A 14076-nucleotide genomic window follows, 5' to 3' on the forward strand; every position below is an offset into this window, starting at 1 on the left:
AAAATGAAAAAGTTAAAAAGATTGAGCCTTGCAGGTTTTCAGCAATTATCTGCATCGGAAGAAGCTAAAATGCTGGGCGGAAACAGCAGTAACGGTTTAACAGGAGTTGTTGTTGATAATGCTGACGGTACGTTGACCTATTCATACGATGGAGACAGTAGTAAGATTAATCTTCATGGGAATGGTGGACTTGGTTCAGTGGGGGCTTTCACTGGTGGGAGCCCTGATATGTTTAGTACATCATCTACTGGAGATTCCGGCTTCCCGATTCATCCTTATCCGGGTTTAAGTGGGTATGGCTATTCTGGAGGATATAATGGACCTGGTTTTGGTAATTCCGGTGGTAATTCTGGTGGTACTTACTATCCGATTTATGGAGGTGGATATTATGGTGCAGGATACAATGGTAATGGTTGGGGTATTTCTGGTTCTGGTGGAAATGGTGGCGGTGGTGTAGGATATTCGGGAGGCAATTGGGGAGTCTCTGGTTCTGGTGGAAATGGCGGCTACGGTGGAGGAATAAGTTATTCTTTTTAAAATAACGTACTTCTTCTATCAATAAATTTTAACCCTTCGAATACTCTCTCGCAAACAGCGAGAGAGTATGTTACTGAATCAATTATTTAGCGTTAAATATATCTTTTAATGGCATTCCCTCATGAATATCAACTAGACGCAAAAGACTGTGGCCCCGCTTGCTTGAAAATTATTGCAAAATTTTACGGTAAATATTATTCATTACAATATTTGCGTGATTTGTGTGGTATTACCCGGGAGGGGGTATCTTTACTGGATATCAGTTATGCAGCGGATAAGATCGGTTTGCGAAGTATATCTGTAAAGATTACAATTATAGATTTGATCACGAGAATTGCATTGCCTGCTGTTATTCATTGGGACAATAATCACTTCGTAGTCATTTATAAAGCGACTAACAAGCGAATTTATGTATCCGATCCCGCAAAAGGACTTATTTCTTATACTCATGAACAATTTGTAGAAAAGTGGTACAAGAACGATGAACCCTACGGAGTTTTAATGGTCTTAGAGCCAATGGCAAATTTTCGGCAAATTGAAGCGCATGAAAAAATCGAGCGTTTGAAGAGCTTTGAGAATTTACTGGGTTACTTTACACCTTACAAAAGAGCTTTCGGTATTCTTTTTTTGATTATGCTTGTTGCTACTATTTTGCAAGCTTTCCTTCCGTTTATTGCAAAGGCTGTGATTGATACTGGTATACGCACACAGGATGTAAATTTCGTATATCTAGTGCTTGCAGCCAATGTTATTTTACTACTAAGTATTACTCTTTCGAATGTCCTTCGCGACTGGATCCTGCTCCACGTCACTACACGAGTTAACATATCACTAATTTCCGATTATCTAATTAAACTCATGAAGCTTCCTGTTTCTTTTTTTGAAAACAAGCTTGTAGGAGATATTTTGCAACGAGCATACGACCATGAGCGCATTCGTCATTTTATCATGAATAATTCCATGGGCATGCTTTTTTCATCTATTACATTTGTGATTTTTAGCTCCATTTTGTTGATATTCAATAAGTCAATATTTTTTATCTTTTTAGCTGGGAGTCTACTCTATCTTCTTTGGGTCTTTCTTTTCTTAAAAGTTAGGAATAAACTGGACTGGGAATATTTCGATTTGCTATCAAAAGATAGAAGTTACTGGGTAGAGACCATCGAAAATATACAAGAGATAAAAATTAATAACTATGAGGACACAAAACGATGGAAGTGGGAAGCCATACAAGCACGGCTGTATAGACTGAATGTTAAGATATTGAACATCAACAATGCTCAGATGCTGGGCTCCCAGTTTATTAACAATATGCAAAATATGGCGATTACTTTCTTTTGCGTCATCGCTGTGATCGAAGGTGACATCACATTCGGAATAATGATATCAACACAATTTATCATCGGGATGCTCAACGGTCCCGTTGCCCAGTTTGTGGGTTTTGTACAATCAGCGCAATACTCTAAAATTAGTTTCATGCGGATTAATGAAATTCACCAACTTCAGGACGAAGACGACTTAGTTTCGGTGTCGGCTAACAGTATGGAATTGCCAAATAATAAAAGCTTGAATGTCAAAAATCTTTCTTTCGCATATTCTCCACATGCCCCACTAGTTATTAAAGGTATCAACTTCGCAGTACCTGAAGGAAAAGTAACAGCTATAGTTGGAGATAGTGGTTGCGGAAAGTCGACATTACTGAAACTGTTGTTAAGACTTTATCTGCCTTCCTACGGAGAAATTTCTATCGGGGATATGAACCTTAACAATGTGAGTTTGAGGCAATGGAGAGCCAGATGCGGCAGCGTCATGCAAGAAGGTAAAGTATTTAACGATACGATTCAGAATAATATAATTTTAAACGAAGAAAAGGTAGACTATCAAGCTTTAAAGCGAGCTACGGATATAGCGAATATTTCTAAAGAAATTGAGGCCATGCCGCAGGGCTATCAGACAATGATAGGGGAATTGGGAAGAGGTTTAAGCGGAGGACAGAAGCAACGACTACTAATTGCCCGCGCCCTGTATAAAGATCCGGATTATCTTTTTCTTGATGAGGCTACTAATGCGTTGGATACGATAAATGAACAGAAGATTGTAACCGCACTTAATAATGTCTTCAAAAATCGAACGGTAATTGTAATTGCACATAGATTGAGTACGATTAAGAAAGCCGATCAGATCATTGTTATGAAAGAGGGATCAATTATGGAGTTAGGAACCCATGATAGATTGATGGAAAATAAAAGACATTACTACGAACTTATACAAAGCCAATATGATCTGGAACCTGTTAAAGTTACGACCGAAGTCGAGGGATAACTCAAAGCGAAGCGAGGAGGTTAGTGACATCATCGATCGAATGCCTACGGCATTTAGTAAGTGGGTCGCCCTAACTATTATTACACTAACAATTTTGCTGTTTATTTTTGGATGGTTCATCAAATACCCCGACATAGCAACTGGCCAAATTAAAATTAACTCGAATATATCTCCGGTTAAGTTGCCTGCACATACATCTGGTAAGTTAGAGATCTTAGGTGTTAAGCCACAAGATACTATATACGAAGGAGATTATTTAGCAGTTATACAAAATTCGGCGAATACTGATGACGTACGGAAAATATTGTCTCTAATTCATAGTTTCGATCCGAATACCCCGGAACAATTTTCCCGAGCCGCGCTGTATTTTCCAGAAAGGGTTTCTCTAGGAGAGTTGAATATGAAATACTATTCCTTTCTTTCATCCTTAAAGAGCCTGATCGATTACTCTGATGACAATATTTATGAGCAACAGTACCGTGGTTTGAACGAAAGTATTATCTGGAGAAAAAAGATACTCGAGGAGAGTGATAGTGCTTTGAATATTTCAAATGAAAATCTAAAAATATCAGAAAAGTGGTTAAGTAAGTATTCCTCATTAAACAAAGATATTGTCACGACCTATGACTTTGAAATAGATAAAAGTCGCCTCGATCTGCTATCTGCGAGACAGAACAAGCAAAACCTAATAAAAGATATTACACTAATTGAAATGCAGATTACAGAGAATGAAAATAGTTTATCCCAACTAGCTGTAGAACGCAGAGAGAAAGAAAGACAGCTCCATTTAGATTTGCTAGCATCCTATCATGAGCTAAGTGATCAATTAAAGAAATGGGAACAAACATATGTGTTGAAATCCCCCTTCGACGGACAGGTAGAGTTTTTAAAGTTCTGGTCGAATAATCAGTTTGTTCAGGCCGGGGAAGAAGTATTCGGGATTGTACCCAAGGAAAGTTTGGTGCTTGGACAAGTTTTTCTTCCTGCTACTGGAGCAGGAAAAGTGAGAATCGGAAGCACTGTATCAATAAAATTGGATGATTACCCGTATGCGGAATTTGGTTCAATAAAGGGAATAGTAAGGTCAATATCCTTAATAACCAATGAATTGAAGACAGCACAAAGTAATATCAATACGTACCTAGTAACTGTTGATATGCCCGATGGTTTAGTAACGAACTATGGCGACAAGTTGGATTTTAAATATGAGATAGGAGGACAAGCGGACATCATAGTAAAAGATAGGAGGCTTATTGAGAGACTATTTGACAACATAAAATTTAATTCGAAATAAGTGCACGTTATATGAGATTTTTACTGTTAGTGTGGGTGGCCGCTTATTTTTGTAACTCATGTGTTTATTCTCAAAATAAAAAAAACATAAGTTTATTCGAATGCATAGACATTGCCGCAGACAGCTCCTTGCAAGCATTCATTGCTAAAAATTATTACCAAGGAGGTTATTGGGAGTACCGGGCATATAAAGCTGCTCGATTACCATCTCTTTCATTTAAAACAATTCCTGTACAATATAACCGAAGCATTGTTCGGCGCTATGATTTTATAGATAATGTTGATGTTTACCGGGTTCAGCAATCACTATACTCATCAGGTGGAGCCATCCTTAGTCAAAATTTAGATTTAACAGGAGGTACATTTTTCGTTGATTCTGAGTTAGGATTTATACAAAATTACGGAAGTAATGGAAATAGGCAATACAATGCTGTTCCAATTCGGATAGGTTATTCACAAGCAATTTGGGGATTTAATGGTTTTAGGTGGGAGCGTAAAATTGCACCTCTTAAATTTGAAAAAGAAAAAAAGTTATTTCTGTATCGTCAACAGGAAATAGCAGAAAATACAGTGAACTATTTTTTTAACTACGCGCAAGCGCAAAAAGAATATGAGCTAGCATTGGAAAATTCGTTATCAGCAGACACTTTATACAGTATTGGTTTAGAGCGTCAAAAAATATCGGCGATATCAGGTGCAGATGTTTTAGCGCTTAAGCTTGAAAAAATTACAGCGCAAAACACTCTCGAAAGTGTGGAAATAGCACTGAAAGATGCAAAATTCGCATTCGTAACATTTTTGAACCTTGATAGGAGTAAGGAGTATTCACTGGATCTACCAAAAAATATTGACGAGATCATTATTCCGATAGATAATGCGTTACAATATATTCAGGATAACAATCCAGATTATTTAGGCTATCAACAGGAGATACTGGAGGCAGAGAGTGAGGTGGAAAGAAGTCGTAAGTCAATTTTCGATGCAAGCGTATCAGCGAGTGTTGGTTTTAACCAAGTGGCGACCAACCTTTCCGGAGCGTATTATAATCCTCTTCGGCAAGATATAGTTGCGGTTAGTGTCACTGTTCCGGTTTTGGATTGGGGCTTGAGGAAGGGAAGAATAAATATGGCCAAAAGCAATCTAGATGTTAAAAGGCTATCCGTACAACAAAAGAAACAAAGCATTGAGCAGGAATTAATTTCAACTGTTAATTTTTTTTATAATCAGAAGAGGCTTCTTGGTTCGGCACACGAAGTGTTATCGTTAGCAAATGATGCCTACCAAATTAATAAGCAGCGTTTTATAGTTGGCCGGACGGATATGACCACGTTAACTCTTTCCTTGAACCGTTACAGAGAAGCTCAAAGATACTATATAAATTCGCTCACCCACTATTGGACAAGTTATTATAAAATAAAAAAAATGACGCTTTATGATTTTAAAAAGCGTGAAAACTTATCAGTCTTATTAAAAAGCGAAATAACCAATTTTTAAAAGAAATGGGAAAACAAGATTATGACTATTTACTTGTAGGAGCAGGTTTGTTTAATGCGATTTTTGCTAACGAAGCCGCCAAATTAGGAAAAAAATGTCTCGTAGTTGAAAAACGTGAGCATATTGGTGGCAATCTTTATTGCGAAAACATAGAGGGAATAAATGTGCATAAATATGGAGCTCATATATTTCACACAAGTAATAAAGGGATTTGGCAGTATATGAATGAATTGTGCGAATTCAACAACTATATTAATTCCCCTTTAGCAAATTACAAAAACAAGTTGTTCAATCTGCCTTTCAACATGAATACGTTTAGCCGTCTTTGGGGATTAAATACGCCTGAAGAGGCGAAGCAAAAAATTGAACAACAGAGGTTGAAAATCGAAAATCCTAAAAATTTTGAAGAGCAGGCGCTTTCACTAGTTGGCACTGATATTTATAAAATGCTAATAAAAGGTTATACAGAAAAGCAGTGGGGATTAGATGCCAGACTATTGCCGGCATTTATTATTAAGCGTATTCCAATTCGATTTACGTATAATAATAATTACTTTAACGATACATACCAAGGTATACCGAAAGGCGGATATAATTCCATTTTTGAAAAATGCTTTAAAGATTGTGATATCCGTCTGAATGTCGATTTTATGGAGAACAAAGATTTGATGAAACTGGCCAGTAAAACAATTTTTACTGGAATGATAGATCAGTATTACGCTTACTGCTATGGGCAACTTGAGTATCGTTCTCTTAATTTTGAACATGAAATTTTGAGTACAGATAATTTTCAAGGCAATGCTGTAATAAACTTTACAGAAAGAGAGATTCCTTACACTCGCATATTAGAGCACAAGCATTTTGAGTTTGGTACGCAGCCCAAGACTGTTATCACTAAAGAATTTTCTATAGAATGGAGAGTAGGTTTAGAACCTTATTATCCTATTAATACTGCCGTTAATCAAAAGAGATTTGCACAGTATGAAAAGCTTGCTAAGAAGGAGCAAAATCTTTATTTTGGTGGTCGGTTGGGTGAATATAAGTATTATGATATGGATAAAACTGTAGAGGCTGCATTACAATTATTTAAGGAAATGAATGGCGAAGTCAAGTTGTGAAATCAAATGACAATAGAAATTTGTAAACCTCTAAAAGTGCCGAACAAAATGTGTAAACCTATAATTGGACAATACAGTGCTCAATTTTGTGGTTATGCTTTACAACGAAGAGCTTCCCTATATGAGCCTAGGAAATCTGACCCCGTCCAAAATTTATACACAAAAATTAAAACCGGAGAAGTTGTGGCGGAATTATTATCAGAAAAACGGTAGTATTGTAAACGCATTTCAGGACAACGAAGAAGTTGTAAAGCTATATCAGGACAATGATTAAAAATGTGTAAACCTATTTCAGGACAAGTCAATAGAGCAAGCGGAAGTTGGGCAGTGACCCTACTTTCTGCCCCTATGCGCTGCAAACGGGGTTTTGAGTATCCTCCGGGGATACTCTGATGTGCTGGCGACAACCTAGCACTTGATTTTGGTATACTTTCAATTATACCGATTAGCTTGCTAAACAATCAGTTAGCTAATTAGGGGTTTGGCCAGCGGCATATCTTAGTAACTGCCAATAGGCCAAGTATCTTAGCACAGAGCAATATATTTTTGTTAGATTTGGTTATGGCATCACCGTATTTCAAAGCAAGAAGACCATTTGACTTTCGGCCACATCCCTATGAGATCGGAAACATCCTCGGTGCAAAGAAAGGATTTGAGGACAACCATTTCCTCGCTAAAGTCTATGATCTTGACACCGCAGATTATCGTCCTCTTTACGATTTTCACTTACAGCACTTCCAAAATACTGCGAAGGGAACAGAGGCCGTCTATTTTAGGCATATCTGGCAACTCGCCGAAGGACGTATAGCATACTTTAAAAGCCGGAACCCATTTTCTTCCGATCGGGAGAATCATGAGTATCGGATAGCAAAGCTGCATGATTTTATGGAATTTCTTCGATCCATCGACCAGTGGAACGTGCGTCCATTGGAGGAGATCATCGTAGAGCAGAACACTGCCCTTGAAAAACAGCAAAATGAAATCCAGCGCTTGCGGGAGAAGATAGCCGAGCTTGAGCAGTATAATGTGAGCCAAAAGATCATGGTGCAGGATAACCATCTTTCAACCTTTGTCGACCTGCTACAACAGCTTGCTGATCTGGAACTCCCTAACGGTCGTAAGCTTCTAAGAAGCGATCACCAAAGTCCGTTCTATAAGATGCTATGTCGGTACTTTAGTTATGACGGCAAGGACATCCCGATCAATACCGCCCGCAATTATTTCATCAGGAAAGACGCAAAAGATGCAAAAAAAGGTGTGGTCATTCCTGAGGAGAAAAAACTGTTCCAAATCGTGATGCGTCACACCGATAGCTGACCCGCTCAATCTTTGGACATGACCAACCGATCGAGATGGTCATCGGTTTGCCCTGTATTGTATCCAATTTTGTGCTGTAAACGACGCATGGGCATGATGCAAGTCTGTGCATGCGGGAAAAGCACACGATATGGATGTACACGTATTATCAAACCAAGAGCTGGAGCGCTTCAAGCGGGAACTGCTCGATGAAATCAGGTCAATGCTTAGCCAACGCACTGATGAATCTACTGCAAAACAATGGCTGCGCAGTGCCGAGGTCCGCAAGATGCTGGGCATCTCACCGGGCACGCTCCAAAACCTGCGGGTGAACGGAACATTGCCCTACCGCAAGATCGGCGGAAGCATGTTCTATGCTAGACAGGACATTGAACGGATGATGAAAGGAGGTTCTGTCAATGGCTAGGCGCACGGAAAATCCCAAACTTCTTTTTGGTCAATTTTTTAAAAGGCTAGCGGACGACGACCGCCTGCTTCCCTCGCACTCGGGACTGGTGATGGCACTGTATTATGAGGGTGGACTGCTTCCACTGGATAGTTTTCGAGCCAGTAGGCGAAAGCTTATGCGCGCATCGAGGATACGTTCGACCTCCACCTACCACAAATGTCTAGGTGAGCTGGTGCAATACGGATACATCGAGTACGAGCCCTCTTGGCATCCCAAAGAGGCCAGTAGGTTTCGGTTCATCCTTTCGGGGGAAGGGCAGCAGGATGGCTAGGATCGATACCAATGTCAAATCCATCCGCTATCCGGTGCCTTGTGATGAAAAACTAACACTTCTTGCCCGTAAGCTGAAACGTACAAAACGGCAACTGTTTATTGAAATGGTGGATTATTTCTACCGTAGCAAAAAAGATCCTGCCGACATGAACGATGAAATGCTCAAGAGTGATCTTTCAAGGATGGGCAATCGCTTAGTAGGCTTCTTTCGCACACAGGAATCAGAGCTACTTGTTCCGATACATGGTATGACGGAGGAAGTTTTAGGAAAGACGGCAGCGGTTAAGGGCGAACTGAAAAGGATCAAAGAAGAACATGCGGATCTAGCGAAATTGCTGCGCGAGAATACAAAGCATGCTGGCGAACAGCTTAAACTGCTAACGTCCATTTTCGACGGGCTGGCAAATAAGGAAGAGATGAGGGCGGGTTTCCGTAGAATCATGGAAGGGTATATTAAAGAGCGGGAAGCGCTTGGCTGGTCGCCGTCCAGTGGTAAAAAGGACGAGCTAGTGCGTCGTTTCCGTCAACAGATAGATAAATTATAGACGGGGCGAACTTATGTTTATCAACATTAGCGCTTCGGAGACTGGAAACAACAAGGGCAGCAGCAGCGCATTGGTGCAGTATCTAGAGAAGGAAAACAAAGGACGCCACAAAAGTGAACATGAAGCCTGGTTCAATGGCGGTGATCGCTCTATCCAGCCGCATCAGGTACGCATGGCGATTGACGGAAACATCTCCAAGCTTGGAAAGAACGATAGTAAGTTTTTCCTGATAAACCTCAGTCCGAGTAGCAAGGAGCTTGCCCATCTGCTAGCCGTCTATGGAGAGGATGGATTAAGGGAACAGCTTAAATCCTTTGCCGAGCGAATGATGGACGAGTACGCCCGTAATTTTAAACGTGCGGGTGTTAAAAGTTCCGCTGACCTGCTCTGGTTTGCCAAGGTGGAAAACCACCGGTATTACCGCCATACCGATAAAGCGGTAAAAGAGGGAATCAGGAAGGTTGGGGATATCAAGGAAGGAGTACAGACCCATGTTCAGATCATCGTCAGCCGGAAGGATATTACAGGCCGTATCAAGCTAAGCCCGCAGAATAACTCCAAGGGTAGTAATGCAGCACACTCCGCAAAGTTGGGACAGTTCGATAGAAAGGCTTTCAAGCAGTCGGGAGAAGATGTCTTTGATGCCATGTTCGGTTTCCAGCGTAATCTAAAGGATACGGTGGCTTATGCTTCGGTCATGAAGAACGGAAGTATTGCGGATAAACTGGATATGTTTGCCAGTTATGACTTATGGAAGCATTCCGATGCAAACGATCAGCAAATCCGGCAACCAGAAAGGGATGATCTATCTTCAAGGTCAACTGCAACGGGTAACATGCAGAGAGAAGAAGGTTCAAGAAGTGTGTTTTCGGACTTCGGGTTGAACATTCAGGTAGATCAGATCGTGCCGGAGGAGGAAAAGCGAAAACGTAGGATCAATAAACGATAATAGTCCTATTTCTTTATTTATCCAAAACAAAACGGTGCGACTTCTTGCAAGCGCACCGTTCTATTTTACTTATCAGGATAAACCTATTTTTCTTCCTTTAGTTTCTTAACCTCCAAGGTTAGATCCAATACTGCTCGGCTTAGCTCCGCAATGGACTGCGTTTTGGCTCGATCTTCCTCAATAAATTTTTCTAGTAATGCCATCATCTTATCAGCACCATCATTGTTGAACGTCGGTTGTGAATGTTGACTAGAATTCGTTGAATTATCATTAAAGACATGAGAATGTTGAATGTTATAAATAACGTTTTCATCCTTAAAGGATTTGACAAAATCTGGCGTAACACCCAACGCTAATGCCAATTCCTCCAATAGGGGCTCGTCAAGTGCGATCATATTTTCAAAATCGGAAATGCGCTGCTGGGAATACCTGCTGCGGCACATCTGTCCGAAAGCTTCCTGTTTGATCCCCTGAATCTCGCGAATACGCTTGATGTTATGGCCTATATGCATCCTGTCGTCTTTTTCCCTAAAAGTAGTGTTCATGGTCGATGAAAATTAAGGTCTGGTATCTTACCGGTAAATCGGTGCATAACCACACCAGTTAAGTAGCAATATTCAAATAACTTTGGTATAAAGTTACACAATATCACGGCAAAAGCCAAAGCTCCATGAACAGAAGACTGGTATCCTGATCAAATCTAAAGGTGGAATGTGGATCGCACAGGAAATAAACGTAGGTTGATCGGCTCTCGGACATGGCACGCCCAGCGGATGTTTCGGATATAAAACTAAAACGCCATGCAGCACCTCGAGCAAGATCAAAGCTACATCACTCGCCTAAGCGAAAGGGAAATCCTTGATCCCTTTGCTGTGCTCCATGCTGAGTTCTGCGAGCACCCTACCGTGATCACGTACCTTGATAAGCTTTTCGATATGGTTACCATTACGGTAAGAAAAGGCTACTGGCGAATGTACGATAGTCCCGCCACTCTCTACCGAAGCTACCTCAGCATCGTAAGAGTTCTGGAAGCGGGCTGGTTGATCTCCAAAATAATGTCGGGCTATAAGGATATAGCAAAAAAATCCCTTCCCTTCGAGTTTCGCTACCGCGATAGTAGCTTTGGTAAATACCATGACGATAATGCGCAATATACCTTTTTCCGAGGGTGCAAACATACTTCTTGAAGGACTCTATAAGGAGGAGAACGCCCTTTTTGGTTACCGAGCCGATCTATACCGTATGTTCTTTGAAGGACTTGAGCCTAGCGAATATATGTGGTTTGGGGAATTCGACCGCCTTTCTTCGTGCCTGCTCGACGAATTGGAGGCGCTAATCTGTCTGCTTCATCATTTGTATAGCAGTGGCTACTATCGAATTATTTCTAAAAGCAACAAGAAGTTGCTGGAAGAAGAATTGCTGTCTGTTCAAGAACGGCAGGCTCGATACCTCTACCAAAAGTCGTTTAATCTTCACAAACTGAAAACGGAATCTTCCTCCAAGCAGGAACTTTATGATCCTTTGGCAGCAGTGCGCAGCGCGCTTGCCAAGAAAGATTACTGGAAAACTCATGGCGAGCCGGGCAACATGTTGCTGAGATTTGATGATCTGTTATTCTTGTTGGAATATTTTCATGATTACCTGTCCCGATCAAAGATCAGGGGAATGGACATGAATGACAACTGGAATTATCCGGATCGTTTCCACTCGGAAATATACCATCATACGGGTAGGAATCTGGCCAATCCACTTCGCTATCTTAATGAGCAGTTTTCCCAAAGAAATCTTGAGCAGTGGCGATCGCTGCTGGACGCTTGCCTTGATGCTGTATTGGACAATGCTATTCCAGATTCAAGGGAAATAGGGCATTACAGTGAGCTTCTTGAGTTTCTTTCCGTACTGATTGCCCTAATCGACATAATAGAATACGAACCTTATAACGATCCGCAGGAATATGAAGAAAATAACTATTGACGCCCAAAGTACTGCCGATCTACAACAGATCATCTCCATGCTAACAGCACGATGCAAGATCGATCGCATATTTATGAATGTGTACACTGTTGTAAGAAATCCATCCTATGAGCTGGTTGTGCTGCTTTCCAACAGTGAGCATAAAACGAGCGGAGAGCTTGATCCGCAGATCAGCGCCCTGCTGCGTGATTTTCCAAGATTTGCCCATGTCAGCTTTACAGCCTATCAGGTGAAGAGTCGGCTGATCGAGGGTAACCTGTTTCTTCATTGCTGCTGTAGTCCCGAGAAATTGGTCTACAGAAATCCTGCTTCCAAATTTCAGCTCTATCCCGAGAAACACGCTATGCAAGAAACGCTGGAAAACGTGGCTGCTCTTTTTGACCGTGAGAACCATAAGGTTAGCGAGTTCATTGAAGGCTACCGATATTTTCTGCAACGCGGCTCGCTCACGCATGCGGGATTTATGATGCATCAGGCTTTCGAGCTACGTTATCGCTGCATGGAGGTGCTCATTATGGGCAAGGAGCGCGTTACCCATTCTGTCCGCTCGCACCACCGCCACCTATTGGTCAGATCGGTAGCGCTTGGTGCTGTTTTTACCGAGGGGCACGATAGGGATGAGCAGCTCCTTGACCAGTTGGACAGTTTTTACAAGGCTTCGCGCTATGAAGATGATCTTGAAGTTGATGCAGGGTTATTGGAAGAGCTGAGATCAAGGATGGACAGCTTTATGCAGATCAGTGAAGATATGTACAGGCGGATGGTTACGGAATATAGCGAACCGATGAAGAAACTATCCGTAAATAATGAAGAGGAAAGAGTAATAGGAAATAGGGACGATCAAAATTTAGAAAAAGCTGTGCAGATTGACACGCCTATGGAAGTACCTGCGGTCGATCTAGATGAAACAGCGTCCGCTGTGGTACAACTGCTCGCAAGCTCCATAGATAGCCTGCAATACATCTACCTTTTTGGCCATCGGTATCAGCGATTTACCGAAAAGGGCATAAATGTTAGTGTGCAAAGAGATCAAAAGCATTATGATCTGCTAATCGTTTCGGGGAGCGATATACGGCCGCAGGTAGGGAAGCTTACAACCGATGTCTTGGCCATGCTAGGCGCAACGGTACAAATCCTTGCATTTACCAAGGCGCAGGTCAGCGAAGAGCTAAAGAAGAACAGTCCATTTTTTCATCAGGTTATCCGGCATGCTTCGCCAATCTTTCAGCAGGTAGGCGAGTTAGCCGATTGGCTATTTCACGATAGACTTGGCGTTCGGTCGGACGAGGAAGTGAAGGAGGCGCTGAGCCGATACTGGGACAGGGAAGCAAACGCAAACGGCTTCTACAATGGGGGACATGCTATCGACTGTCTAGAGGAGAGTGGTGTCAAGGTGCTTTTATACAATCAATCCATTCAGCAGATATGCCTTGGTCTTTTAGAATACTATTTTGGATATATACCATACTCGTACAGCTTTAAACACATCTATACGCTTTGCTCTAGTTTCTGGCCGTTTCTTCGGAATGTCTTTCCACGGTCATCGGCAGAAGAAACAATCCTTTTCGATGATCTGTGCAATGTGGTAAAGGATACGCTGTATCGCGGTCGATCCGAGATAGGATGGGAAGAGCTGAGACGCTACGATAGTCGTTGCAACCATATTGTAGAGACCTGTAGCGATATGGTTCGTGAAGAACTGAAAAAGTAAGCGAAACTAAGCTACAATTACAGAGTGAAAAGCAATCTTAAAAACCGAAGGGCATCGAGCCTTTCGGTTTTTTTGTTACAAGCAACGGATTAAGC

General features: G+C 41.4%; 14 protein-coding genes. 12 read left to right on the plus strand and 2 right to left on the minus strand.

Annotated elements, in window-relative coordinates:
• Positions 1-3 precede the first annotated feature (3 nt).
• The 10 genes from SCB77_RS16040 to SCB77_RS16085 all read left to right on the plus strand — a co-directional run bounded on the left by SCB77_RS16040 (position 4) and on the right by SCB77_RS16085 (position 10296).
• Positions 4-537: a hypothetical protein gene (locus SCB77_RS16040; RefSeq protein WP_320183007.1), complete on the plus strand. Its 534-nt coding sequence runs from the start codon at positions 4-6 to the stop codon at positions 535-537.
• Between the two features lie 108 nt (positions 538-645).
• Complete coding sequence (locus tag SCB77_RS16045; protein WP_320183008.1) at positions 646-2859, plus strand: peptidase domain-containing ABC transporter; 2214 nt, start codon at positions 646-648, stop codon at positions 2857-2859.
• Positions 2816-4153 carry an HlyD family efflux transporter periplasmic adaptor subunit gene (locus SCB77_RS16050; RefSeq protein ID WP_320183009.1) on the plus strand — a complete coding sequence of 446 codons (1338 nt, stop codon included), beginning with the start codon at positions 2816-2818 and terminating at the stop codon, positions 4151-4153. Before SCB77_RS16045 ends, SCB77_RS16050 begins: the two co-directional genes overlap by 44 nt.
• An 11-nt stretch (positions 4154-4164) precedes the next feature.
• Positions 4165-5646, plus strand: coding sequence for a TolC family protein (locus SCB77_RS16055; protein WP_320183010.1), 1482 nt, complete (start codon positions 4165-4167; stop codon positions 5644-5646).
• A gap of 5 nt (positions 5647-5651) precedes the next feature.
• Positions 5652-6764, plus strand: a complete 1113-nt coding sequence (glf, locus tag SCB77_RS16060; RefSeq protein WP_320183011.1) for a UDP-galactopyranose mutase — start codon at positions 5652-5654, stop codon at positions 6762-6764.
• Positions 6765-7325: 561 nt separating this feature from the next.
• On the plus strand, positions 7326-8081 hold the full coding sequence (locus SCB77_RS16065) for a hypothetical protein (RefSeq protein ID WP_320183012.1): 756 nt from the start codon (positions 7326-7328) through the stop codon (positions 8079-8081).
• Between the two features lie 202 nt (positions 8082-8283).
• A complete protein-coding gene (locus SCB77_RS16070) occupies positions 8284-8487 on the plus strand; it encodes a helix-turn-helix domain-containing protein (protein WP_320183013.1) in 204 nt (67 codons plus the stop codon).
• Positions 8480-8800, plus strand: a complete 321-nt coding sequence (locus SCB77_RS16075) for a hypothetical protein (RefSeq protein WP_320183014.1) — start codon at positions 8480-8482, stop codon at positions 8798-8800. The genes SCB77_RS16070 and SCB77_RS16075 overlap by 8 nt, the downstream gene beginning before the upstream one ends.
• Positions 8793-9347, plus strand: coding sequence for a BfmA/BtgA family mobilization protein (locus tag SCB77_RS16080; protein ID WP_320183015.1), 555 nt, complete (start codon positions 8793-8795; stop codon positions 9345-9347). Before SCB77_RS16075 ends, SCB77_RS16080 begins: the two co-directional genes overlap by 8 nt.
• Before the next feature lie 13 nt (positions 9348-9360).
• Positions 9361-10296, plus strand: coding sequence for a DUF5712 family protein (locus tag SCB77_RS16085; protein ID WP_320183016.1), 936 nt, complete (start codon positions 9361-9363; stop codon positions 10294-10296).
• Between the two features lie 83 nt (positions 10297-10379).
• On the opposite strand, the gene SCB77_RS16090 is transcribed toward SCB77_RS16085, so the two are convergent.
• Both SCB77_RS16090 and SCB77_RS16095 read right to left on the minus strand, forming a co-directional pair.
• Complete coding sequence (locus SCB77_RS16090) at positions 10380-10841, minus strand: helix-turn-helix transcriptional regulator (RefSeq protein WP_320183017.1); 462 nt, start codon at positions 10839-10841, stop codon at positions 10380-10382.
• 294 nt (positions 10842-11135) lie between these two features.
• Positions 11136-11432, minus strand: coding sequence for a hypothetical protein (locus SCB77_RS16095; RefSeq protein ID WP_320183018.1), 297 nt, complete (start codon positions 11430-11432; stop codon positions 11136-11138).
• Between SCB77_RS16095 and SCB77_RS16100 the strand changes: the two genes are divergently transcribed.
• Together SCB77_RS16100 and SCB77_RS16105 are read left to right on the plus strand one after the other, a co-directional pair.
• Positions 11431-12270, plus strand: coding sequence for a hypothetical protein (locus SCB77_RS16100; protein ID WP_320183019.1), 840 nt, complete (start codon positions 11431-11433; stop codon positions 12268-12270). The two genes, SCB77_RS16095 and SCB77_RS16100, sit on opposite strands and share 2 nt — an antisense overlap.
• Complete coding sequence (locus SCB77_RS16105) at positions 12251-13981, plus strand: HEPN domain-containing protein (RefSeq protein WP_320183020.1); 1731 nt, start codon at positions 12251-12253, stop codon at positions 13979-13981. The genes SCB77_RS16100 and SCB77_RS16105 overlap by 20 nt, the downstream gene beginning before the upstream one ends.
• The last annotated feature ends 95 nt before the right edge of the window (positions 13982-14076 follow it).

Source organism: Sphingobacterium bambusae, from assembly GCF_033955345.1.
GTDB classification, from domain to species: Bacteria; Bacteroidota; Bacteroidia; order Sphingobacteriales; family Sphingobacteriaceae; genus Sphingobacterium; species Sphingobacterium bambusae.

Bases quoted from the DNA above. Each gene is read 5' to 3' on its own strand.
- SCB77_RS16090 (WP_320183017.1), bottom strand. From the start codon at position 10,841: ATGAACACTACTTTTAGGGAAAAAGACGACAGGATGCATATAGGCCAT.
- SCB77_RS16040 (WP_320183007.1), top strand. From the start codon at position 4: ATGAAAAAGTTAAAAAGATTGAGCCTTGCAGGTTTTCAGCAATTATCT.
- SCB77_RS16105 (WP_320183020.1), top strand. From the start codon at position 12,251: ATGAAGAAAATAACTATTGACGCCCAAAGTACTGCCGATCTACAACAG.
- SCB77_RS16055 (WP_320183010.1), top strand. From the start codon at position 4,165: ATGAGATTTTTACTGTTAGTGTGGGTGGCCGCTTATTTTTGTAACTCA.
- SCB77_RS16095 (WP_320183018.1), bottom strand. From the start codon at position 11,432: ATGGTATTTACCAAAGCTACTATCGCGGTAGCGAAACTCGAAGGGAAG.
- SCB77_RS16075 (WP_320183014.1), top strand. From the start codon at position 8,480: ATGGCTAGGCGCACGGAAAATCCCAAACTTCTTTTTGGTCAATTTTTT.
- SCB77_RS16100 (WP_320183019.1), top strand. From the start codon at position 11,431: ATGACGATAATGCGCAATATACCTTTTTCCGAGGGTGCAAACATACTT.
- SCB77_RS16045 (WP_320183008.1), top strand. From the start codon at position 646: ATGGCATTCCCTCATGAATATCAACTAGACGCAAAAGACTGTGGCCCC.
- SCB77_RS16080 (WP_320183015.1), top strand. From the start codon at position 8,793: ATGGCTAGGATCGATACCAATGTCAAATCCATCCGCTATCCGGTGCCT.
- SCB77_RS16050 (WP_320183009.1), top strand. From the start codon at position 2,816: ATGATCTGGAACCTGTTAAAGTTACGACCGAAGTCGAGGGATAACTCA.
- SCB77_RS16070 (WP_320183013.1), top strand. From the start codon at position 8,284: ATGCTTAGCCAACGCACTGATGAATCTACTGCAAAACAATGGCTGCGC.
- SCB77_RS16065 (WP_320183012.1), top strand. From the start codon at position 7,326: ATGGCATCACCGTATTTCAAAGCAAGAAGACCATTTGACTTTCGGCCA.
- glf (WP_320183011.1), top strand. From the start codon at position 5,652: ATGGGAAAACAAGATTATGACTATTTACTTGTAGGAGCAGGTTTGTTT.
- SCB77_RS16085 (WP_320183016.1), top strand. From the start codon at position 9,361: ATGTTTATCAACATTAGCGCTTCGGAGACTGGAAACAACAAGGGCAGC.